We start from the raw sequence: 22,928 nt of genomic DNA, 5'->3' as shown, positions 1-22,928 counted from the left end.
CCGAACTGACAAGAGGGGCAGAAGTTCTGCCCGGATCGCCCGATCAGAGGTGCGTGTTGGATTTGCGCACAGGGATGCGAGTTATTTTGGCTCTATGAAATACACTCCGGGCAGAACTTTGCGAGGACCCTGAACTGCGACGTGACGATAGGTTGCTTTCACTCTGGTCTGACGGCCGCAGCCCCGTGATTTTTTCGAGCATTGTCATGCTTTGCCAGGAAATTCCGACCAACTCTTCGGCGTCCAGTACTTGCTGACGCAGCGCTTGCTGGGCTTTCACTGACACCTCTTCCTTAAGGCTCTGTTCGGCGATGAGCCTGTCAGCCGTGTCCAGCCATTTTGCCGCCTGAGCCTTCTTGTCCGCCTTGGCCTTGGTGCCTCTCAACTCGTCGACGTAGCCCCCTACGATCGGACCCAATATCATGCCCGCCACGGTTGCTGCCGTGGTAACACCCAGTGTGCTCATGGTGAAGAACCGGTTGGCATCTTGCGTGACATCGGCGGGTGGTACGGCGCCGTTCCCACCGGGGTTCCAGGTGTTGGGCGGTGACCAGCCCGGGGTGAACAGCGTTGCGTGCAAAACGAACTGGGCGGTGGCGGTGAGTAATGTGGAAACTACAGCTGCGTTGGCCGGAGACGAAGTCCCGACGGGCAGCAATGCCAATCCGACTTTCGAATTGACCGCCGCCAGCGCGGCTTGCGTGCCCCATTCGCCCCAGGATTGTTCGGGTTTGGGCGGCAGCTTGCCGGGAGGATTGTTTGCCGGGTCATCCACCAGCGCGGGTGTACCGGTGGATGGCTCGCTGCCGGCGATCGAGTTGGGACGTGACGACGACGTCGATCCGCCTATGTGGACGGAGGTCTGGTCAGGCGTGGCCGGCGTCGGTCTCGTCATCATCCCTTGCTCGTCAATGAAATTGATCGGGTTGTTCGCCGTCATCCGGTACAGATTCAATCCGTCCACGGTTCCTGCCTTGTCCGGCTGGGTCCAGCGTTGCAGCCATGGGGCGTAATAGCGTTGTCCGTAATAGATCAGGCCGCTTTCATCGGTTTCCTTGCCGCTGTAGCGGATGAACTTGTAGTTCACCTCAATCCGTGACCGGGCTCCCAGTGTCGAGGTACTGCCAAACGGGTAGTAGGTCTCCTCACTGATCAATCGCGCCAGTTGATCCACTTCTTTCAGGGACGACCCCAGGTGATCCTTGAGGATATAGCGCATTTGACTCTGATCGATGCCCGTGGGTTTTCCCTTCACCCAGTGGAGACATGTCACGTGGCCTGCGCCAGTGTCCAGCTTGATCACGTGCAGCTCTTCGCCGTTGTCTCTGGTGCGGATCTCTAGATCGGGCAAGTAGCGCACGTCCCGGAAATGGCTGACTGAGGGAGTGTGGGTCTCCAGTCTTTTGTGCACGCGCAGATCCTGACTGTAGCGATACTGCTCCGTATCGTGTGGTCCGGTGGGATGTCTGGCCAGGGTCACGGAGTCCAGTTGATTGCGACTGTTCCACTGCAGTGGGCCGAACGGAAGCGCCAGCTGGTTGCCCGCAGCATCGAACTCGATGGGAAAAACCGGTATCGGATCACCCGTTTTCCAGCGCACCCCCCGGTTGCTGTCCGGATCGATATACACCTGGAAAGTATGGTTGGCCCCATCGCGGACGCGGGTGGTTTTTACGAGGTTGTCGCCATTGTCGTACTCGTATGTTTCCGTGTAATTGCGCCGATCATTGGGGTCGGTCGGCTGTGGCAGACCCGGGTTATCCGTAGGTGGCATCTCGTCGTATCCGCTGGCGTAAATCAGGCGGTACGTTGAGTCATAGCTGAACGCACGGTGGCCATCGACGCGCTGGTTGTGAAAATACGTCGGTGCGTAGCCGCCATCGAGGATGCGAGTGATGTTGCCCATCCGGTCATATTCATACCCGAAATCCTGAATCGATTCCCCTGTCGCCTTTTGTGCGTATTGTCGAAGCAGGCGACCGTCAGCGGCCCGATAGTGCCAGTGACTGCTCACATGATTGCCTGTCCGTTGCAGGGTCGTCTGCCCGGTGGCGTTGTATTGTGCATCCCGCAACACCGGTTGCCAGGCGAGTAGGTCATTAACCTTGAGTTGCACCTGTGTGAGCTGCCCGGCTACGTCGTAAGCCAGACGCCGCTGGTGGCCGCCGGCATCGGTCTGCTTCAGTAGTGCGCCAAGGGGGCTGAGATTCTGCTGACTGGAAAAGGACAATCCATCGTGAAAAGTTCGGCTTTCCTGCAGCGCAGCGCCTGTAAGGGCAAAAGAGTGCAGTTTGACGCTGCCCGATGGATCATTGATTTCGACCCTTTGCCCGCGCCGGTTGTAGCCCGCGTCGGCCGAGGCATCGGCATAGACGTAGGCCTCTTTATCCAGTCCGGTGTCCTGCGCGACGGACACCAGGCGCAGTTGATTGTCGAATGTGTGCTGCCAATGGTGGTTGCGTGCGTCCCAGCGTTGCAAGGTTTCGCCTGTCACTCCAGGCAGGCGCCGGCTTTTTCCGGCGTCCACACTGTCTGTTTCAAGCAGCTCTGCGATCAGATTGAAAACGCTGGTGATGGTGGGGCTGGCCAGACGCGGGTCCCACTGTTTCACCACGTGCCCGAGCGCATCGCGTTGCTGGCGTGTGATCAGTGCCTCGGCGGTTGCGCCGGCAACCGAGCGCAGATAGGCCACCTGACGAACCATCAGGCCCCGGCTGTCATAAGCTGACAGCGAAGGTGTGCGCTCATGGAGAGAGGGGAGCATCGTCTTTGTCCTCTGCTGTGTTCATCAAATTCAAAGACCCGACATTACAAGCCTGCGCCGAGCGAGTTGAGGCTTGTTTACCATCGATTCAGGTGTTGGTTTTTCTTGTGGAGGGTCGCTGACCTCCGGCGTCTGCCGGGGCGAAGAGGACGGATCGTTGGCAGCCTTCAGCACTTGGCTCAATGCCTCGAAGTACGGGGCGCCTTCGCCTGGGACCAATTTGCCAATTTCCGCCTGCTGCAGAGGAGTGAGTGTCTTCATTTGCTCAAAGAACAATTCCTGCATCTTTGCCTCATAGGTAGCGGGAGCGGCCTCGGGCTTCATTTCCGTTTCCGGGCCTTCATCCGCTACTGGATTCAGTTGATCGGGTAGTCCAGCAACGGCGCCCAGGATTTCTTCAGCGAGGTCGATGGTGTCGTTCACGGCTTCGGCTTTGCGCAACATGTCCGCCCTGTTCAGGCCTTTCCTCAAGTGGCGGTAACCTAATATCGGTACGAGGGCCATGCCGATAGCCGGCGCGACACTCACGATGGCGGGGGCGGCGGCGGCGGCGGGGGGAAAAATGAGGGCAGCAACGCCGCCGACAACGCCGGCGATAGCCCCTCCCGCAGTACCGCCGACACCTAAGCCTTTTCGTATGGCAGCCCTGCCGTACCGGGACCTGATGTATTTTCCAAACGTGAGGTCTTGGCGAACCTGCTCGATATCGGCGTCTTCAGGAACCAGTTTCTCAAAATCGGATGCGATGTTTTTCATCTGTCCTGCGGCTGTTTGCGCTTTTTTAACGGCGCCAACCCATCTATTCAGCTTATAACCAATGGTTTTTTTGCCGTCACCGGTGTTGCCGGAGGCGCCGGCTTCGTCTTTCGTGTTGCCGGTGTCGTCCACATAGAAAATCGGATTGTTGCCGACAAACGCATACCGATTCATTCCATCCGCATCGCCGCTGGGGTCGGCGCTGATCCAGCGCCCCAGCCATGGCGCGTAATACCGCGCTCCGTAGTAATAAAGCCCGGTGACATCCATTTCCTTGCCCGAATAGCGGGTGAACTTGTAGTCCGCTTCGATCTGCGAGCGGGCCGCCATCGACGAGGTAGCGCCGAAGGCGTAGTAGCTTTCGCGGCTGATCACCTGCGCCCGTTGATCAATCTCCGTAACGCTCGATCCCAAATGGTCGGAATGGGAATAACACAACCGATCAGCATCGATACCAGGTGGTTTGCCGGTGATCCAGTGCAGGCACGTCACCTCGCCGATGCCGGTGGCGACAGTGACCCTGTGCAATTCTTCTCCGCTGCTTCGGGTGCGGATTTCCAGACTCCCCACGTAATGCACCTCAGCAACATGGTTGACTGTGCCTGTGTGGGTTTCGTGGCGCTTATAGACCCTTGCACCCTGGCTGTAGTGATACAACTCCTGATCGGGCGGGCCGCTGGCGTGCTCCAGGAGGATCAGCGATTTCAGCTGATGGCGGCTGTTCCAGTCCATCGGCTGCCCGGGTTGCAGGGCCAGTTGATTACCGGCGCGGTCGAACAGGGCGTTGAAGTCAGGTGCCGGGTCTCCCGCTTTCCAGCGCACACCGCGATTGCTGGACGGGTCGATGAACATCTCGCGGGTGTAGGTGTTGCCCTCGCGCACGTGGGTCAGTTTTTTCAGGTTGTTGCCGTCGTCGTATTCGAAAGACTCGACATAGTTGCGTCGGTCATCGGGATCGGTGGGTTGCGGCCGTCCGGGGTTGTCCGCAGGCGGGGCGTCGCTGTAACCGGTGGCGCGGATCAGGCGGTACACCGAGTCATAGCCAAATGTGCGTTCACCGTCGACCCGTTGGTTGCGGAAAAACGTCGGTGTGTAGGTGTGATCGATGATGCGAGTGATGATCCCTGCTGCGTCATATGCATACTCGAAATCCTGAACCGGCGGTTCCGAAGCCTTTTGCGCGGACTGTCGAAGCAGACGTCCGTCGGCCTCGCGGTAATGCCAGTGGCTGTTTACACCGTTGCCGTGCCGTTGTTCGGTGATCTGGCCGGCGGCGTTGTAATCCGCGCCATTCAAGATCGGCTGAACATTTTGTCCGCTGAGTTGCAGTTGCACTTGAGCAAGCTGCCCGGCGATGTCGAAGGTGGAAAGTTGAACATGCCCGCCGGCGTCGGTGGTTTGCAGCAGTGCACCCATGGCGCTGAAACGCTGGCGGCCGGTGCAGATCTTGCCGTCCTTGAAGGTGCGGATTTCTTCCGTTGACTGGCCACGCATGTTGAAGCTGTTGAATTGCACCGTACCCGATGGATCGCTCAGCGCTGTCATTTGTCCGCGCAGGTTGTGCGTGGGGTCGGCCGAAACGCTGCCGTAGCTGAAGCTTTCGAATCCGGTTATCCCGTTTTCTGTGACGCTGCTCAGACGAAGTTGCGGGTCGTAGCTCATCTCCCGGTGATTGCCGTTGGCATCCCAATGCTGCAAAAGCTCGTCGTCGAGTCCGGGCAGAAGCGTGTCCGCGCCACCGTCGACGTTCCGGGCCTTGACCGCTATGCCATCTAACTTGAACACGGTCGTTGTATTGGGCTTTGGTAAGCGCGGATCCTGCTGTTCAACCAGATGGCCAACAACGTCATATTGCAGTCGGTTGATGAGCGCTCGCACTTCCTCGCCGGCTACTTTGCGCAGGTAGTCGACTTGTCTGACAGCCTCGCCACGAGGGCCGGATACCGACATCGTTGGTGTGAGGTAGTGCACGCTGGCGTTCATGACTTGATCCGTTTTATGGGCTTTACAGGATGAAACGGCGTCAGACGAATGTTTCGGAATACTGGCGCTGAAGCCTGACGGTTCTCAGGTTTCCTGGTTTTGGCGTTGGCCTTTGCGCGCGGTGCGTATCGCTCACCTCTATCGTTCGAGGGGCGCCACCTCTTGAAATGGCCTGCACCAATGCCCGGTGATTCACCACTGCTGCAAACGCCACCTGTTGTTCTGTAGGGAGTTGCCCGACTTGCCCAAGCAGGCGGCCCATTTCGATGTCCGAAAAGAAATTGCCCGTATTACCTCTGGAGTCATCAGGTAGTTCGGAAGGCAGATCCTGCGGATCAGGGAGGTTTTCACTTATCACGTTGACGATGTCGATATGGTCGGCCAGATTATTCATGGACTCCAGAATGTCTTCCCTGGCTTTTCCCTCGTTTACGTTCTTCTTCATGTACCTGAGCATGATGACGGGCATCGCCACATAGCCGATCACCCCACCCAGGATTGCGAAAATCGCGCCTCCGAGCACGGCACCCAGGACGGCGCCCAGCGGGCCACCGATTATCAAGCCCGCAATTCCACCGATAAAAGTACCCAGCGCCGAGCCTGTTGTGGAGCCAATCTTCACACCGGCCTTCATGGCGGCCCGACCGGACGAAGAACGCAGATACTCGCCGAGCGTAAGATTTTCAATCTGTGCCTTGAAAGCAAGATATCGGCTAAAACCTTTTGGCACCGGCCTGTCGGGAGGGGCGTCATCTACATCCGCTCGACCACGTGGCTCCGGCTTTAGAGGTGGGCCACCGCCACCGCCACCACCTTCATCTTGCGGTGAAGGTTCAGGCACCATATCTCTGAAAGCTGCTGCCATTCCCTTGAGCTGTCCCGACGCTTTTTTCGATATGTTCACGAACGAAAAGAAGCCCGTGAGCACGTTAAACCACGTACTTTCGTGACCTGTGACATCGACATGGATCAGCGGGTTGTTGCCGACAAACGCGTAAAGATTCAGTCCGTCCACATCTCCCGCCGGATCGGCGGCGATCCAGCGGCCCAGCCAGGGGGCGTAGTAACGCGCACCGTAGTAGTACAGCCCGCCGATATCCATTTCCTTGCCCGAGTAGCGGATAAAGCGGTAGTCCACCTCGATCTGTGATCGCGCCACCATCCAGGCGGTGGTGCCGAAGGGCAAGTAACCTTCATGACTGATCACCTGCGCCTGTTGATCGAGTTCCATGGATACGGACTGCAGGTGATCATTGAGGGTGTAGCGCATTTGATCGGCCGGCATGTTCGGCGGTTTACCGCTGACCCAGTGCAGGCAAACCACGTTTTCGATGCCGCTGACGAGGGAGATCAGATGTAATTCTTCGCCATTGTCTCGGGTGCGAATCTCCAGCCCCGGCAGATAGCGCGCCTCATGGAAGTGATCGATGGCCGCTGTGTGGCTGTCGTGGCGTTTGTAGACTCGCTTGCCCTGACTGTAGCGGTAATGCTCTTCGTCATTCGGGCCACTGCCGTTGCGGTCTACCAGGATGACCGACGCCAGATGATTGCGATTGTTCCATTGCATCGGCTGGCCAGACTGCAGGGCCAGCAGGTTGCCGGCGCTGTCGAACCGAGTGCTGAAGTCTGGTGGCGGATCTCCGGGCCTCCAGCGCAAACCCCGGTTGTTGAGTGGATCTATGAACACCTCGCTGGTGTAACTGGCGCCGTCGCGTGCATGAGTGGTTTTGATGAGGTTGTTGCCCTTGTCGTACTCATAGGTTTGCGTGTAATTGCGCCGATCAGCAGGGTCGGACGGTTGGGGCCGGCCCGGGTTGTCTGTCAGGGGCCTGTCGCTGTATCCGGTCGCGCTGTGCAGTCGGTAGAGTGAGTCATAGGCGAACAGGCGACGACCGTCGAGCCGCTGGTTGGCGAAAAAACGCGGCGTGAAGGTGTTATCGATGAGGGTCGTGATATTGCCCATCGGATCGTATTCATATTCGAAATCCTGAAGCGCCGGCCCTGACCCCTTTTGTGCGTAGCGACGCAGCAGGAAACCGTCGGCGGCGCGATAGTGCGAATGGCTGATCACGCCGTTGCCGGCCTGGTGTTCGATGACCCGCCCGGCGGCATCGTACTGTGCACCTTGCAGTACCGTTTGCCAGTCGGGTTGGCCATGCAGCCCGAGCAGCACTTGTACCAGCTGACCTGCCACATCGAACTTCGACTGCTGCCGGTGCCCGGCGGCATCGGTATGTTCGACAAGCATGCCCAGCGGGCTGAACCACTTGTGGCTGGTCAGCGCCAGGCCATCGTGAAAGGTGCGGGTTTCCTGTCGAGCGGGGCCTGTGAGAGCGAAGCTGTGAAATTCGACACTGCCGGACGGGTCGGTCAGCTTGATCATCTGCCCGCGCAGGTTGTGACCAGGGTCGGCTGACAGGGTGGCATACAGCCGGGTTTCGACTTCCGGCACACCGTTCTCTTCGAGCGTCAAAAGGCGCAGTTGAAGGTCGTGATGCCTGCGTCGGTGGTTGCCGTTCGCGTCCCAGGATTGCAGGGTTTCACCGGCCAGCCCCGGCAACGTGACGTTCACGCCGGCATCGACGCTGGCAAGCTTCACGACCTGACCATCCAGCGTAAAAAGGCTGGTTGTATTCACCGTGGACAGGCGCGGATCCTGTTGCCCCACGGCCCGGCCAGCGACGTCATGGAGCCTGCGGGTGACGAGCGCCTGAACAGCCTCACCCGCCACATTGCGCAGATAGGCCACCTGCCGAATCCCGAGTGCGCGCGGATCATGAGCCTGCAGGGCGGGTGTGTTCCCGTGCACATTGGCACTTGTCATTTAGCCTTTTTCAACCTTCTGACAGGTTGTTTAAAAGGGACCTTCGCGGGTTTCGACGGCGGTGTGTCATCAGTGTCATTGAAGTCATAACTGAGCTTGAACCATGGATGCAGGATGTCGAACGCCAGATAATCAAGAGCGTTGATCGTCTGGATTGGCCGGCCCAGGGCGTCGTAGAACATCTGGTCGTGGTAGCCGTGCTTGCGCATCGCACTGTCATTGATGCAGCGATGGGTGTTGAGAAAGTAGGGGCGGTAAACCCGGATGGTCTCGCCCTTGTGGTTGTATTCCACACGCCCCTGGACCCGCCAGCGCTGAATGGCCGGCATTTCGACCGGCTTGCCGTCGGCGCCGGTCACCAGATCGTCTTCGGGCGTGGCGACAAGGGCATCGCCCGGCGGGACGAGCTGTTTGCTTTGCAGCTCGCGGCCAAAACCGTCGGTATAGCTGATCGTCATCTGAATCTGTTGCAGCGGGTCGGTGTGATAGCGGTCGGCAACCAGACTCAGGCTGTGCACCGGCTGCCTGGGAGCGGTGTGAATAATACCGAGCAGGGCCTGTTCGCTGGCCGTGCGTTTTTTGCGCTGGTTCAGCCAGCGCAATGCCGAGGCACGGATGTGGCCATCGGGCAGAATCAGGCCGTTGGAGACCCATTCCTTTCTTTTCTGCGACAGGGTCTGGCGCGAGAGAACGGGCATCCAGCTGAACAGCTCGGTGCGCACTGCACTGGCGGCGGATGCCACTACGGTTTTCGGATGGGCGAGGGCGTATTCGACACTCAGATCAGACTGCGGCGGGTAAGCGGCCAGCGGCTGAAAACCGGCCGGCAGCCCCTCTTCGGTGCCATGAAAACTATGGGCAACCGGTTGGCCGCCCGGTTCGTACAGCACTTCCTGAATGTTCTCGTTGGGATCCGTGATGCTCTGCGGCAACAGGGTGTGCATGTCGTATTTCACTGAAGTCGCACAGCCGTCCGGCAGGGTGATGGCAATGGTCAGCAGATGGTCTGCATCCCATGTTATGTGCGTCACACCATGGCTGGCGGTCTGTTGCACCTCGGTGACGTGGTAGAAACCGCTGGCGCTGGCGTAGGTGAAAAAGCCGCTTTGCGCTGACCACAGGTTTTGCAGCAGATCCTCTTCAGGGTCCTCCGGGAGGAACAGCTTCATGGGCGTGTAGCCGATCTTTGTCAGTTCGTCCCGGATGACTATCGGGACGCCGTCGTAGGCCACCAGGGCCTTTTTGTCGAACACGGCCTGCTCGGTCGGGCCGGCCAGCGGCGGGTAGAGCATCTTGCCCCCTGACTCCAGATACGTGTGTTGCAAGAGTGAGGTCAGTTCCCGCGCGGTTGTCCATTCGGCACTGTCTTTATACCGTTCGAAGTTTTCGAAACTGATGTCCGCCGCTTGCAGTCCGCCCGGGAGTGCGCCTTTGGGCAGCTTCATCGCGTTGCTGCGCTGGCGCCAGGGCAAGCCGAGCAGCCAGTGGCCGTCAGTGGTCAGTTGTAGGTACGCGGCGAGTGTTTCGCTCAGATAAAAAAACTGTTGCTGCTCGTCGTGGCTGTCCACCCAGGCTCGAAGCTGGTCCTCTCGATCGAAGGGCGGTTTGTCCAGTTCGGTGCGACGGCGAGCACAGGCGACCGTGACACTTCGAGTCAACTGACCGTACTCGTTCAGCTCCTGATTGATGGTGTGCTGACAATTGGGGTCGTCCATGAAGCGTTCGTATTGATGGGTACGGGTTTCCAGTTCGAGCACCAGCAGACTGGACGGGTTGTCGTTGACCACCCGCACCCGATAACGGAATTCGCTCAGTGAGAACAGCCGCGCCGGGGCGGGGTCGTCTGCCTGACAGACCTCGCTGCGCAGTGGACTACCGGCCAGGGCGTAGGCGATTTCGCGATGGTCGTCGGCTGTGTGCTGCGTCCGAACACGCTCCTTTCTGTTCTTGGCATCGAACGTTGAAATAACCGTGGACCCCAGTGGCGTGTTTTCGTCGTCGAGTTCGCAGATGCCGCTCAAGACCAGATCGATGCTTCTACCGGTATGAAACCAATGTGTCACCCGCATCGGCGCCGTGTGGCCACTTTCGGCCTTGCCCGGCTCCAGGTCACTGTCGGTCTGACAGACTTTGCCGAAACCGCGGAATTCACGTTCGTAGCCGTCGTAATAGCCCTCGAAATATTCGTGGAACTGCATCAGATAATTGCCGGTGATTTCATCGTCCTGGCGCAACCAGTGAAGCACCATTTGGGGAAAGGGCAGAAGGCAGACCGGACGTCGGCGCGCCATCAGTTCCAGACGTTTTTCATCCAGCCAGAATTGCGCACTGCTGCGATGTTTCAGGGTTGCGCCGTAGCCCATGTTGTTGTTGCAGCCGGTAAGCAGATAGGGCCGTTCACTGACGAAGTGATAAACCCAGTGCTGCGGCGTCATGTGCGGTTTGGTCAACAGCAGGCTGGCGCAGCCCAGGCCTCGCAGGTCGGCGAAGGTTACCTGGCAGAGGTTGTCGTAGCGAATGCCGGTGGGCCAGTCGACGATGAGCGGGACTTGCTCAAAGGCATTGCCCCCGTAATTCCAGTAGATCTCGAAATGATCGGAGCACAGACGGATCAGCGCCGGTGCACCGGAGCCGTCGAGGTCGGCGAAGCGAATGTGATCGGCGTTGAAATGCTGATACTCAAAAGGCAGCGCGCTGATCGCAATACCTTTGCCGAATCGGCCATGCCCCAGATTCGCCCAGGTTTCGATACTGTCGTGGCGGACTCTGCACAGTCCCGAGAGGTCACTGGCGTGCAGGTTGCCAAACATCACCAGTTCGGTGCGGGCGTTGCCGAACAGCGGCAAGCGATCCGGTGTATGCGGTATCTCCTTGCCGGGCATGAATCCTTTCTCCCGCACATTGGCATACACCCTTACGCTGTTCGGGCCGATCAGAGCGAGGTCGTCCAGACCGGCGCCGCTCCAGTCGCCCATCTGGGCCAGATGGTGGAAAAACTCCACGGGGAACTGGCTGAAAGGTTTGAACAACGACCAGGTGCCATCCGGATTGAGCGTGTAATACCCGCTGCCTCCGGGTTGCGCGACGACCCAGTCCAGACGCCCGTCACCGGTGAGGTCGGTGAGAATCTGCACCACCTGCTTGTTGCTGTCGGCGTTCGGAATCAGCGGTAGCAGTGTCCAGGAACCGTAGACGATTTCGTCCGTACCAGGCGCGCCCCGCAAGGGCTCGCGGTAGTACCAGGCGCCGTCGTACTGGCAGAGAAAACCGGGCACGCCTTCGCCGTAAAGATCGACGCAATGGTAGGGCTGGCCGTCGTTGAGGCCGGGCATGTGATCGAGTTGCAGGAAGGGTTTGGGGGTGGTGTCGAGTATCAGTGCTTCATAGAAATATTCGAGGGGCGGCATGTGCTTGACGCGACCTGTAGCGTCGAAACTCATGTAGTGCGCGGCTTTCAGATGGTTGTACAGCAGTGGTGTGGATTCGTGTTCCAGCAGCAGGCGATTGACCAGCACCGGAGCGGGACCTGTGTGGTTGAACAACAGAAACTGCCTGCACAGGCGCCGGGTGCCCACCTCGAACCCGAAGCGATGCATGCGAAAAGGGTCGCTGCGTGCTGGCCACACACGAACGGGTTCAAATGTCGGTAGCTCCTCCAGCCCGGTGGCACGTTCGCCGTAGCAGACGATTAATCTGAACAACCATTCCAGATCCTGCGGGTTCGGGTGTTCGAGACATAGCAGCCCGGTGCTGGGAGCCTTGTTGCAGTAGCAGACCTGACGCAGGTAGCGCTGGGCCCGATAGTCAAAGCGTGGGTCGGCCTCGGTGTCGTCGGATTTGTATTCGAAGCAGATGTTTTCCCCGACGGCGTTCCTGATTTCCACCAGCAGCCACACGGCAATGCGGGTTGGATCTTCAGGGTCGTAAATGCATGATTCCGGCGAGTTGCCGTAGCAATGTTGCGAGCCGTCGGAACGGGACACCACCCAGAATGGGTTGCCGTCGGCAGGTGTCCAGAGTTCGTAGCGGTTGAACGTGCTTTCCAGGCGAGGGATGTAGCGCACTACGGAGAATTTTCTGGTGTTCTTGCCTATTCCTCGAGTGCGCCGGGTTGCCTTGATCCTGCCACTGGCCGTCAGTTCGGGCCGCAGGTCGGTGCCGTCGGCCTGCATGACATCGGCGCCTGCGTACTTCGGCACGCCCTTGCTGGTCTTGCGCGAGATCGCGGGCAGCGGCAGATCCCAGCCGAGCCCGTACTTGCCGTTGCCCGCGTTCCCCTCGTAGACAAGCTGCAACTCGGGAGTGAGCGTGCGCGCCTTCAGGATCGGGAGGGGCAGGGTGTAAGAGCGCTGCCCGGTCGCACCCGTCTCACTCCAACTGCGTCCATTCGTTGCAATGGACGCAGTCTTGGAAATGGAGGGAGGAGTGACGAGCGCATCTGCATCCGGGGTCATGGCGTCGCAACCTGAAAATGTCGAGACATCACGCTAGCAAAGCGAAGTGCGCCAGACACCTGTCAGATCTGACAGGTGCCGACTGACGGCAGGCGAAAAAAAAACCGGGCGGTCATCGCTGGCCGCCCGGTTTTTTCACAAGCAGATGAAGTGCTTACTGCACTTCCACCGCCAGGCTTTCGCTGATCTTCTGTTGCCAGATCGCAGGACCGGTGATGTGCACCGACTCACCTTTGCTGTCCACCGCAACGGTGACCGGCATGTCCTTGACCTCGAACTCGTAGATCGCTTCCATGCCCAGCTCGGCGAACGCCAGAACCTTGGACTTCTTGATCGCTTGCGCCACCAGGTAAGCGGCACCGCCGACGGCCATCAGATACACAGCCTTGTTGTCCTTGATCGCGTCGATGGCGGTCGGGCCGCGCTCGGACTTGCCGATCATGCCCAAAAGGCCGGTCTGCTCAAGGATCTGACGGGTGAACTTGTCCATCCGTGTGGCGGTGGTCGGGCCAGCCGGGCCCACCACTTCGTCACCGACCGGATCAACCGGGCCGACGTAGTAGATGAAGCGGCCTTTCAGATCAACCGGCAGGGTTTCGCCCTTGTTCAGCATCTCGACCATGCGCTTGTGCGCAGCGTCGCGACCGGTGAGCATCTTGCCGTTGAGCAGGACGGTTTCGCCCGGCTTCCAGCTCTGCACCTCTTCCGGGGTCAGGGTGTCGAGGTTGACGCGACGGGCCGACGGGCCGGCTTCCCAGACGATTTCCGGGTAGGCGTCCAGCGGTGGCGCCTCCAGCGAGGCAGGGCCGGAACCGTCGAGCACGAAGTGCGCGTGACGGGTCGCGGCGCAGTTCGGGATCATGCACACCGGCAGGGAAGCTGCGTGGGTCGGATAATCCATGATTTTCACGTCGAGCACGGTGGTCAGGCCACCGAGGCCCTGGGCGCCGATGCCCAGCTGGTTAACCTTCTCGAACAGCTCCAGACGCATTTCTTCGATGCGGTTCTGCGGGCCACGGGCTTTGAGCTCGTGAATGTCGATGGACTCCATCAACACTTCCTTGGCCATCACAGCGGCTTTCTCGGCGGTGCCGCCGATGCCGATGCCCAGCATGCCCGGTGGGCACCAGCCGGCGCCCATGGTCGGAACGGTCTTGAGTACCCAGTCGACGATCGAGTCGGACGGGTTGAGCATGGCCATTTTCGACTTGTTCTCGGAACCGCCGCCCTTGGCCGCCACGTCCACTTCCACGGTGTTGCCCGGAACGATGGAGTAGTGGATGACCGCCGGGGTGTTGTCCTTGGTGTTTTTACGAGCGCCCGCCGGGTCGGCGAGAATCGAGGCACGCAGGACGTTTTCCGGCAGGTTGTAGGCGCGGCGCACGCCTTCGTTGATCATGTCGTCCAGGCTCATCGTCGCGCCATCCCAGCGCACGTCCATGCCCACACGCACGAACACGGTCACGATGCCGGTGTCCTGGCAGATCGGCCGGTGGCCGGTGGCGCACATGCGCGAGTTGATCAGGATCTGCGCCATCGAGTCACGGGCCGCTGGCGATTCTTCGCGCAGGTAGGCTTCGTGCATCGCCTGGATGAAGTCCACGGGGTGGTAGTAGGAAATGAACTGCAGGGCGTCGGCAACGCTCTGAATCAGGTCGTCTTGCTTGATCACGGTCATGAGTCGCGCTCCTCTAAAAGACGGGAACATTCAATAAGGTGCCTGCGGCTTGGGTGCATCGGTCGGTCGCAGACACCTTTCAAGGCACGCCGGGGCTGCTGGCGCGACGCTAAAAAGGCGCGGCAGTATACCGCGCCTCGGTGGCGGGCACATCTGCCGGGAGTCATTCGTTGGTCGCATGGCTGCAGGTTTTTGACGCCAAATACCCGGCCCGAAAATCAATGGTCATTTATCGACCGGGCCACTAAAGTGGCAGCCGGTCTGTAGAGTAGGACACTCGGTCAGCCTCTTATCGCACGGTGAGTCAACGATTGACCCATAACGCCATTCAACGTCTTTTGCTCAAACGCTTCGCCCTCGCTGCAGCCACCTATGGATTGGCTTTGCTGCTGCTGTGGCTGGCGTATTTCACTGGTCACTACAACGATTCGCTGGCCGGCGTCGCCGTCGGCAGTGCGCTGGTGGTGATCAGCCAGGCGACCCTGTTCGCGGTGTTTTTCTCGGGCGCCAACCTGCGCTTCTCCGATCCGAGCCTGACTGAAGCACAAGTAATGCTCGGCCTCGGCTGGCAGACGTGGCTGATCGCGCATCTGGAGGAAGCCCGGGGCGAGTTCCTGGTCTTTTATGTACTGATCCTGTTGTTCGGCCTGTTCCATCTGTCACGCCGGGCATTCGTGCGCTGCGCGATGCTGGTGTTCTTCAGTTTCTGCGCCATCACCTTGTGGGACGGCTATCACTTCCAGTTACCTGACCCGGCGCTGGCCGCGTTGCAGGTGTGCCTCCTGCTGATCGTGCTGGTGTGGCTGGTGATCTATGCCCGTTTCGTCCAGACCTCGCGGCAACGCATGCGCCAGCGCCGGTTCGCCTTGCAGGCGCATCAGGACACCCTGCGCGGGATGATGCGTCAGCTCGAAGACCTGGTGGCCACCGATGAACTGACCGGGCTGTTCAATCGCCGGCATTTTCTGCGCCTGGCCACCCGCGAGCTGAACGCGATGGAGGCCGACGTGGTACATGGTCTGGCGCTGATCGACCTCGACCACTTCAAGCGCATCAACGACCTGCACGGCCATGCCGCCGGCGATCAGGTGCTGCAAGCGTTCGCCGGGGTGGCCGGTGCCTGCCTGCGCGACGGCGACGTGCTGGCGCGTTATGGTGGTGAAGAATTCGTGGTGCTGCTGCCCGATTGCAACGCCGAGCGCCTGACCGCCTGTTGCGAACGCCTGCGCATCGCCTTCACCGACGTTGAACTGGTGGGCCTGAATGTGAAAAACCTGAGTCTTTCGGCCGGCATGACCTTGCTGGAACTGGGCGATGATCTGGACGAAGCCTTGCAGCGCGCCGATCAGGCGCTGTATCGGGCCAAGCGTGACGGGCGCAACCGTTGCGCAGCGGCGTGGGAGAACGTCGATGCCTGAACTGCGGGTCGGTGAGCGACAGTGGTCGGTGGCGGCGGGCAGCAATCTGCTCGATGCTCTCAATCAGAACGGTGTAGCGGTGCCTTATAGCTGCCGCGCCGGCAGTTGCCACGCGTGTCTGGTGCAATGCGTGCGGGGTTTGCCTGCTGACAGTCGTCCGGATGCCCTCAGCGCGGAGCAACGTGATCAGGGCTGGCGCCTGGCCTGTCAGTGTCAGGTGATCGAGGATTTGCAGGTGCACACCTTCGATCCCGTCACCGATGGTCGCCCGGCCACGGTCGAAGCGCTGGACTGGCTCGGCGACAGCGTGTTGCGATTGCGCCTGACACCCCAGCGGCCGTTGCGCTACAGCGCCGGCCAGCATCTGGTGCTGTGGGCCGGTCACATCGCGCGGCCGTATTCGCTGGCGAGCCTGCCGGAGGAAGACCGCTTTCTTGAGTTTCACCTTGATTGCCGCGAGCCCGGCGAATTCAGCGATGCCGCGCGCCGCTTGCAGATCGGCGACCCCATCCGCCTCGGCGAACTGCGCGGCGGTGCGCTGCATTACGACCCTGACTGGCATGACCGGCCGCTGTGGCTATTGGCCGCCGGTACCGGGCTCGGCCCGTTGTTCGGGGTGTTGCGCGAAGCCTTGCGTCACGATCATCGGGGCGCCATTCGTGTCATTCACCTGGCCCATGATGCCGACGGGCATTACCTGGTCAAACCCCTTGAGGCACTGGCCGCGCAGCGGGAAAACCTCAGCGTCGAATGCTGGACGGCGGCCGAGTTGCCGGGCGCTTTGGCGCAACTGCGCCTTGTCTCCCGACAAACCCTGGCTTTAGTCTGCGGCTCGACTGCCAGCGTTGACGCGTTTGCCAAGCGTCTGTTCCTGGCCGGACTGCCGCGCAATCAACTGCTGGCCGATGTCTTCCTCAGCCGTGATTGAGCGCTGAATTCCCAGACGCGAGACCTGCCATGCCCGAAGCCATCCTGCTGCACCGCGAACGCAGTTTGCTGACCCTGCGCCTCAACCGCCCGGACAAGAAAAACGCCCTGACCCGCGCCATGTACAGCCAGTTGGCCGAGGCGCTGAAACAGGCCGGCAGCGACCCGGAAATCAACGCCGTGCTGATCACCGGCAGCACCGAGTGCTTCACCGCCGGCAACGACATCGCCGACTTCATCCAGCAACCGCCGAGCGACCTCGACAGCCCGGTGTTCCACTTCATGCTTGAACTGCTCGAATGCCGCAAACCGGTGATCGCTGCCGTGGCCGGGGCGGCGGTGGGGATCGGCACCACGCTGTTGCTGCATTGCGATCTGGTTTATGTGGCGCGGGATGCGCGGTTGCGCATGCCGTTCGTCAATCTCGGGTTGTGCCCGGAGTTCGGTTCCAGCCTGATCCTGCCGCGATTGCTCGGGCAGGCCAAAGCGTCGGAACTGTTGCTGCTCGGTGAAGGTTTTACCGGTGAGCAAGCGGCGGCCTGGGGGATTGCGACTGAGGCACTGGGCAGTGGCGAAGCCGCATTGGCCAGGGCGCGGGAGATGGCGCTGCGGTTTGACGAGCTGCCGGCGGAGGCGGTACGCATCAGCAAACAATTGATGCGCGCGCCGGATCGGGAATTGATTCGCAAGGTGATCGAAGAGGAGGGGGCGTTGTTCACCCAGCGGTTGCGCTCGCCAGAGGCGTTGGCGGCGCTGACCGGGTTCATCAAACGGCATTGAAATATTTGCCGACTGCCGACTGCCGACTGCCGACTGCCGACGCGCACCTGGCGCTCGCACTCCGAACGCTGATCGTTCCCACGCTCTGCGTGGGAATGCAGCCCGGGACGCTCCGCGTCCCATGCCGAAGCGGACGCGGAGCGTCCATTGAGGCATTCCCACGCAGAGCGTGGGAACGATCAACAAAATCCAACCCAGAAATGAAAAAGCCCCGCCATTCACATGGCAGGGCTTTTCGTTTTCAGCAACCGGTCACTCAGACCTGCGGGTCGCCCACGTGCAGGATCTTCATGCCGTTGGTGCCGCCGGTGGTGTGGTAGCTGTCGCCCTTGGTCAGGATCACCCAGTCGCCTTTCTCCACCACGCCGCGCTTGACCAGCTCGTCGATGGCTTTCTGACTGACTTCGTTCGGGGCCAGCGACGCCGGGTCGAACGGCACGGTGTACACGCCACGGAACATTGCCGCGCGGGCCTGGGCTTCGCGGTGCGGGGTGAAGCAGTAGATCGGCACCGACGAACGGATACGCGACATGATCAGCGGGGTGTAGCCGCTTTCGGTCAGTGCGATGATCGCCTTGACGCCCGGGAAGTGGTTGGCGGTGTACATGGTCGCCAGCGCGATGCTCTCGTCGCAACGCTCGAATTCCTTGCCGATGCGGTGGCTGGACGTCTTGCTGGTCGGGTGCTTTTCAGCGCCGACGCAGATACGCGCCATCGCCTGAACGGCTTCCAGCGGGTAAGCGCCGGCAGCGGATTCGGCCGACAGCATCACGGCGTCGGTATAGTCGAGCACGGCGTTGGCCACGTCGGACACTTCGGCGCGGGTCGGCATCGGGTTCTGGATCATCGACTCCATCATCTGGGTCGCCACGATCACCGCCTTGTTGTGGCGGCGTGCGTGCAGAATGATTTTCTTCTGGATGCCCACCAGCTCGGCGTCGCCGATTTCCACGCCCAGGTCACCACGGGCAACCATCACAGCGTCGGAAGCCTTGATCAGGCCGTCGAGGGTTTCGTCGTCGGCCACGGCTTCGGCGCGTTCGATCTTCGCCACCAGCCAGGCAGTGCCGCCGGCTTCGTCGCGCAGTTGACGGGCGTAGTTCATGTCGGCGGCGTCACGCGGGAAGGACACGGCGAGGTAGTCGACTTCCATTTCAGCGGCGAGCTTGATGTCGGCCTTGTCTTTTTCAGTCAGGGCCGGTGCGGTCAGGCCGCCACCGCGACGGTTGATGCCTTTATGGTCGGACAGCGGGCCGCCGATGGTCACGACGCAGTTCAGCTCGGTGGCGGTGGCGGTTTCAACGCGCATGACCACGCGGCCGTCGTCGAGCAGCAGCTCGTCGCCCACGCCGCAGTCCTTGACCAGGTCCGGGTAGTCGATGCCGACAACCTGCTGGTTGCCTTCGGTCAGCGGATGGCTGGTGGAGAAAGTGAACTTGTCACCGATCTTCAGCTCGATGCGCTTGTTGGCGAATTTGGCGATGCGGATTTTCGGGCCTTGCAGGTCACCCAGCAGGGCGACGAAGCGGCCGTGCTTGGCAGCGAGGTCACGCACCAGCTTCGCGCGAGCCTTGTGCTCGTCGGGGGTGCCGTGGGAGAAGTTCAGACGGGCGACGTCCAGGCCAGCCAGAATCAGCTGTTCGAGAACTTCCGGCGAGTTACTGGCCGGGCCAAGGGTAGCGACGATTTTGGTACGACGGACGGACATGCAAAGACTCCTCAAGTTCAAGCGCCAGCGAAGGCTACTATGCTCTTGGGGTGTAGTCATTGTTCGTTTGCACTACTTAATACTTTCTTTATTGAACACGGCAACTTTGGGACAAACGCGCCTGAAGATTTCCGACCAGGGGTCGATACAGAGCACAAGACAGGAGAACCCCCATGCGATTCGTGCCCATTGCCGCCCTTGCCCTCAGCGTCCTCGCCGTCACGGGCTGCACCCGTTGGTCGATGAACCATCATTTGAACAACGCTTACAGCGCCTATGACCGGGGCAACTGCGAGCAGGTGATGCTCGAGCTGTCCAAGGTCGAACGCGCCAGCCGGGCCCGCCCTTACGTGTGGCCGGAAGTCTCGATGATGCGCGGCCAGTGCCTTGAGCGGCAGAAAATGTTCGTCGATGCGGCGCAGACCTACCAGTTCATCATCGCCTCGTACCCCAACAGCGAATACGCCTACCGCGCCCGTGCGCGTCTGGAAACCCTGCAGAGCCTGGGTCACTACCCGACTCGCAGCGCAGCCGCCGTGGTGCGTCCAACCCGATTCTGATGGCGGTTGTCATACAAAAGCTGGCTGCCTGTATAGGGTGAGCTATAGTCCAATGACACCGGTTTAGAGCCTGGACTCCAGACCGGCGCAACACCTGCGACTGGCATGAGCAATACGTGGCGAGCGCCACACCGGGAGCGGGGAGAGCGGGCCTGTCGGACAGGTTCGTTCCGAAGCACAGTGCGGCCCGTTTGCCGGGCCTTGCATGGCGATACGCTCATGTTTACCGACCGTCGAATCGAACGGCACCAGTTGCCGTATTTTCTGCGAGTGTTCAACAGCGTCACCGACAAACCCATCGGCTTTCTGGGCAACGTCTCCGAAGACGGGCTGATGCTGATCAGCCAGTTGCCGATGATGATCGGTGCCGAATTCAAACTGCGTCTGAAAATCCCCTTGGGCGATGGCTGCCAGCAGGTGATCGACCTCAGCGCCTGCTGCCTGTGGTGCCATGAAGAGGCCACGCCCCGGTATTACGATGCCGGCTTCAGCCTGTTCCGCACCCCGCCGGAATACGGGCAACTGGTCGAGGCGTTGAAGCAATACTTCAGTTTTCAGCCGTTGCCGGCTTCGGCCTGATTCAAATCCCCCCCAAAGCATCGCGGGCAAATCCGCCCCACCTCGACGCCACTGATCCCGGTGTGAGTGGGCTTGCCGGGTGCGATCCGACGAATGCAATAACCAAACGCCAGGCCGTCGCATTGATCGATGAGGCAGGCTGCCGTCTGTCGGGACTGTCAGATATTACAGGTGTGCCCGCCATGAACTCTGGCGCTGAATGGGATCAGGCTTGGTCACGATGACCGAGCAAGTTCAACCCATCACCGTTGAGGAGTGGACCATGTCAGGCAATCAAAGGAACGTACAAGCCAATCTCGCTGCCAACGAGCATGTGCTATTGGGATGTGAGCAGGAATTATGCGCAGAGCTTTATGTGACGGCGGAATTTGGGCCCGACGGTAAAAACTTCAGTTTTGAAGTCAGCAGGTATTGGGCGACCCAACTTCCGGAAGGAGTTGGAACCATTCGGTTGAAGGTGGGTGATGACTTTGATGAACAACTGACCGACGTTGCAATTACGGATGGCCGGGAGCATGCGGTTCAAGGGACGGGCATTGTACCGACACCGTTTGGCAAGGCTGAGATGACGTTCACATTTATCTTCAATGCTCCGGACAAGACCGTAACCATGGAAGCGAAGAAGACCCTGACTCATCCTTTGTCGTGAATCTGCGTCGTGCAAAAGGGTCGCCATCTGCCGGATGTGGCGACCCTGTAGTTTTTACGCGCCTATCGCAATCGCCCGCTCGTTATCCAGCGTCCTCTCCGCCAGCAGCAATCCCATCTCGCTCAACTGATAGATCGCCATCGCCAGATGCCGCGGCTTGTCGTCCAGGCTGTCGGCCAGGTCGAGCAGCAGAATGCTCACTGAAGAAAAGGTCTCGTAGGTCTGGATGGCGATTGCCTCGGGGTTGATCTCGGGATCGACCTTGAACATCTGCATGCCGCGATCCACGGAATTGCGCGGTTTTTCGGCCTTGGGATTGAGGTAGAAATCGAGGGCCTTGTGGGCCGCGTCGTGGAGTTTCTTTGAATCGATGGAAGCGTAGGGGGAGACCGTATCGGGTTGATCGGTCGGGTCCTTTGGATCGGTGTCCGAAGGGGGATTTGGAACTGGCTTTTTCATGTATTTCGTACTCGTCGTTAGGGCCACCATCTGGCTCGCGACTAAACGAGAAGGGGGTGGCGGCTGTAAGCAGGTTAGTCGACCGGGAGTACGTACCGGTGCGCCCGAGGGCGCCCTGCGAACAGCCACCATCGAGTGCGGGGATAGGGAATACCCGACTGGATGACGCTTATGCGCAACGTACTAAGACCCCGGGCGACTAAACCCGGCCGCTGATTGGCAGCGACGGGGATCAAGTTACGGGGCAACGCCAAGGCGCACAAGCCGGCGGATTCTGAGGGATTTGTAGGCAATGGCACAAGGCATCGTAGCCCGCTGTTACGACTTGCAGGACGCTGCCGGACCGGGCTGTGGGAAGAGTTACCGCTTGTCGGGACTGTCAGATTTTACAGGTGGATAATTTAGAGCAAAGGTTTTTAATCAACTCAACGCGTTCACTCATCGTTTCAGAGAAAAGTCCGAGTTGGAGAGTTCTATAGGTGATGTAAGGGCGTTTTTATTTAATCGGAGATTGATCATGACTACCATTCAAGAAGGTAATGAGCTTACTCTGGAGCAAATTGATGCATTCGAGCGTTTAAGGAAGTTTGCGGAGAGTGCATCACTACAAACAATTGATTTAAAGAGTAGTTCGCAGTTTTGCGAGTTGAGGAGTATTGAAGCGAATCAGTCTCTTGATGATGAACAGTGGTTGGAGTGGTTGCGCTCTTTGCGCAGTGATGTCAAGACGATGGCTGCTGAAGCCAGCTATTTTAAAGGGGAACTCTCACTTAATTTTTGGTGGGGGAATAGTGGTGGTATATTTTACTGTTATTCGGTTCAATATCGGATATGTAAGGATGGAGATGGTGGGAATAAGGCTAATATTAATTGGAGTATTTATGGGAGTCCGACGCAATGGCGAAATCACAGATCGCCAGACGCTATGTGGCAGACCTGTGAATGGATAAGTTGGTCAACAGGCGGGTATATTGGAGCTAAGTCCGACAAGACAGTGTTCTGTGAGGTTGAGTTTGTTTTTGATAAAAGTGGCAGTGATCCAAAAGCCACAGCTACTCATACTTTTAAATATGAGTAGCGGTGGCTCGTTAAACGGTGCTTTCAGCGTTGCTTGCGTTGTGGGAAAAGGGCGGCGAGCTGTTCAGGCTCAGTCCGATGGCGCTGTAATTTGCAGTCATCCTGTTTCTAGGCGTGATTATGGTCATGTGAGGGGGGGCTGACGTTCTGTAATAAGAAATATTTGGTAGTGAGTGTTTTTATTGCTTTGATGTTGGTAGGGGTTTGCATTTGTCGGAAGCTGCTTTTGTTGCGCACCTAATGTGAATGAATATTAGAGGGTAGTGTCATGGCTCAAGGAAGTGAAATGCCCACAGGCAGCGCAGTTATTAC

Annotated in this window: 14 protein-coding genes; 7 read left to right on the top strand and 7 right to left on the bottom strand. The window is 59.4% G+C overall.

Features of this window, described 5'->3' with window-relative positions:
- Positions 1-43: 43 nt before the first annotated feature.
- The 5 genes from CAF79_RS07030 to CAF79_RS07010 form a co-directional block, all read right to left on the bottom strand.
- Entirely contained in the window at positions 44-2,764 is a 2,721-nt protein-coding gene (locus CAF79_RS07030; protein WP_085697214.1) for an RHS repeat-associated core domain-containing protein, read from the bottom strand.
- A gap of 30 nt (positions 2,765-2,794) precedes the next feature.
- Positions 2,795-5,503, bottom strand: a complete 2,709-nt coding sequence (locus CAF79_RS07025) for an RHS repeat-associated core domain-containing protein (RefSeq protein WP_085697213.1) — start codon at positions 5,501-5,503, stop codon at positions 2,795-2,797.
- 40 nt (positions 5,504-5,543) lie between these two features.
- Positions 5,544-8,252 carry an RHS repeat-associated core domain-containing protein gene (locus tag CAF79_RS07020; RefSeq protein WP_256579242.1) on the bottom strand — a complete coding sequence of 903 codons (2,709 nt, stop codon included), beginning with the start codon at positions 8,250-8,252 and terminating at the stop codon, positions 5,544-5,546.
- Between the two features lie 71 nt (positions 8,253-8,323).
- Positions 8,324-12,781: a SpvB/TcaC N-terminal domain-containing protein gene (locus CAF79_RS07015; protein ID WP_085697211.1), complete on the bottom strand. Its 4,458-nt coding sequence runs from the start codon at positions 12,779-12,781 to the stop codon at positions 8,324-8,326.
- Positions 12,782-12,935: 154 nt separating this feature from the next.
- Positions 12,936-14,459 carry a fumarate hydratase gene (locus CAF79_RS07010; RefSeq protein WP_085697210.1) on the bottom strand — a complete coding sequence of 508 codons (1,524 nt, stop codon included), beginning with the start codon at positions 14,457-14,459 and terminating at the stop codon, positions 12,936-12,938.
- Between the two features lie 311 nt (positions 14,460-14,770).
- Between CAF79_RS07010 and CAF79_RS07005 the strand changes: the two genes are divergently transcribed.
- From CAF79_RS07005 to CAF79_RS06995, 3 genes are read left to right on the top strand one after another with little or no spacing between them, the layout of a single operon-like run.
- Positions 14,771-15,877, top strand: a complete 1,107-nt coding sequence (locus tag CAF79_RS07005) for a diguanylate cyclase (RefSeq protein WP_085697209.1) — start codon at positions 14,771-14,773, stop codon at positions 15,875-15,877.
- The gene (locus tag CAF79_RS07000; RefSeq protein WP_085697208.1) at positions 15,870-16,805 is read left to right on the top strand and encodes an iron-sulfur-binding ferredoxin reductase; all 936 of its coding nucleotides are present in this window, start codon (positions 15,870-15,872) and stop codon (positions 16,803-16,805) included. Before CAF79_RS07005 ends, CAF79_RS07000 begins: the two co-directional genes overlap by 8 nt.
- 29 nt (positions 16,806-16,834) lie before the next feature.
- Positions 16,835-17,584: an enoyl-CoA hydratase-related protein gene (locus CAF79_RS06995; RefSeq protein WP_085697207.1), complete on the top strand. Its 750-nt coding sequence runs from the start codon at positions 16,835-16,837 to the stop codon at positions 17,582-17,584.
- Between the two features lie 256 nt (positions 17,585-17,840).
- Here the strand turns inward: CAF79_RS06995 and pyk are convergent, their stop codons facing one another.
- A complete protein-coding gene (gene pyk / locus CAF79_RS06990; protein WP_085697206.1) occupies positions 17,841-19,292 on the bottom strand; it encodes a pyruvate kinase in 1,452 nt (483 codons plus the stop codon).
- Positions 19,293-19,465: 173 nt separating this feature from the next.
- On the opposite strand from pyk, the gene CAF79_RS06985 reads away from it, so the two are divergent.
- From CAF79_RS06985 to CAF79_RS06975, 3 genes are all read left to right on the top strand, one after another.
- A complete protein-coding gene (locus CAF79_RS06985) occupies positions 19,466-19,852 on the top strand; it encodes a tol-pal system YbgF family protein (RefSeq protein ID WP_007951249.1) in 387 nt (128 codons plus the stop codon).
- 219 nt (positions 19,853-20,071) lie between these two features.
- Positions 20,072-20,431 carry a PilZ domain-containing protein gene (locus tag CAF79_RS06980; RefSeq protein ID WP_085697205.1) on the top strand — a complete coding sequence of 120 codons (360 nt, stop codon included), beginning with the start codon at positions 20,072-20,074 and terminating at the stop codon, positions 20,429-20,431.
- 220 nt (positions 20,432-20,651) lie between these two features.
- The gene (locus CAF79_RS06975; RefSeq protein ID WP_139832562.1) at positions 20,652-21,080 is read left to right on the top strand and encodes a hypothetical protein; all 429 of its coding nucleotides are present in this window, start codon (positions 20,652-20,654) and stop codon (positions 21,078-21,080) included.
- Positions 21,081-21,134: 54 nt separating this feature from the next.
- On the opposite strand, the gene CAF79_RS06970 is transcribed toward CAF79_RS06975, so the two are convergent.
- On the bottom strand, positions 21,135-21,539 hold the full coding sequence (locus CAF79_RS06970) for a DUF6124 family protein (protein WP_085697203.1): 405 nt from the start codon (positions 21,537-21,539) through the stop codon (positions 21,135-21,137).
- Positions 21,540-22,056: 517 nt separating this feature from the next.
- Here CAF79_RS06970 and CAF79_RS28700 point away from each other — a divergent pair.
- Complete coding sequence (locus CAF79_RS28700; RefSeq protein WP_139832561.1) at positions 22,057-22,617, top strand: hypothetical protein; 561 nt, start codon at positions 22,057-22,059, stop codon at positions 22,615-22,617.
- Positions 22,618-22,928: the final 311 nt, after the last annotated feature.

This window comes from Pseudomonas sp. B26(2017), from assembly GCF_002113045.1.
Classification (GTDB): Bacteria; Pseudomonadota; Gammaproteobacteria; order Pseudomonadales; family Pseudomonadaceae; genus Aquipseudomonas.
This window is presented reverse-complemented; position numbering and strand designations above follow the sequence as displayed.